Origin of the sequence: Nitratidesulfovibrio liaohensis (assembly GCF_011682075.1) — a bacterium.
Taxonomy (GTDB): Bacteria; Desulfobacterota; Desulfovibrionia; order Desulfovibrionales; family Desulfovibrionaceae; genus Cupidesulfovibrio; species Cupidesulfovibrio liaohensis.
Genome location: NZ_VSMK01000792.1, coordinates 1 through 523 on the forward strand (window position 1 = coordinate 1; position 523 = coordinate 523).

The 523-nt window shown below is 72.1% G+C and carries 1 pseudogene; it reads left to right on the forward strand.

What is annotated here, in order from left to right:
• Positions 1-523, forward strand: a pseudogene (locus tag FVW27_RS19265) (DUF294 nucleotidyltransferase-like domain-containing protein); the annotation flags it as partial.

The following is a 523-nucleotide window of genomic DNA, read 5'->3' on the forward strand; positions in this document are numbered from 1 at the left end:
TGGCCGCCGTGGCCGACGCGGTACTGGCGGATGCGGTGCAGGCCGGGGCGCACTGGCCGTTGGCTGCGGGACAGGCCGGGCGGGCAGGTCAGACAGGACGGGCCAGACAGATCGGACAGACCAGACAGGCCGGACAGGCAGGGCAGGCAGGACGGGGGGGCACCCCGCGCGCGGAACTGCTGGCAAGAGTGCATGTCATGGCGGCGGGACAGGGCGTGCAGCCGCCCGCCACACTTGCCCGGCTGGATGCCCTTGCGGCGGCACTGGCCGCCTGCGAGGGTACGACTGAAAAGATGCATGCCGAAGTTCTGCATGATGCCCGCCGCGCTTGCGAATACCTGCTGCTGCGCACCGCCCATGCGGAACTTGCCCGCCACGGCATGGGCGACGGCGCGAACGAGAGCGGTGAGGACGGGGGCAACGAGGACGCGGGCGATGGTGTGCCCATGGCGGGGGATTTCGCCGCCCCCGCGCTGGCGGCGGAGGGACCGGGCGCGCCTGTCGGTCTGGACGCACTGGGTTT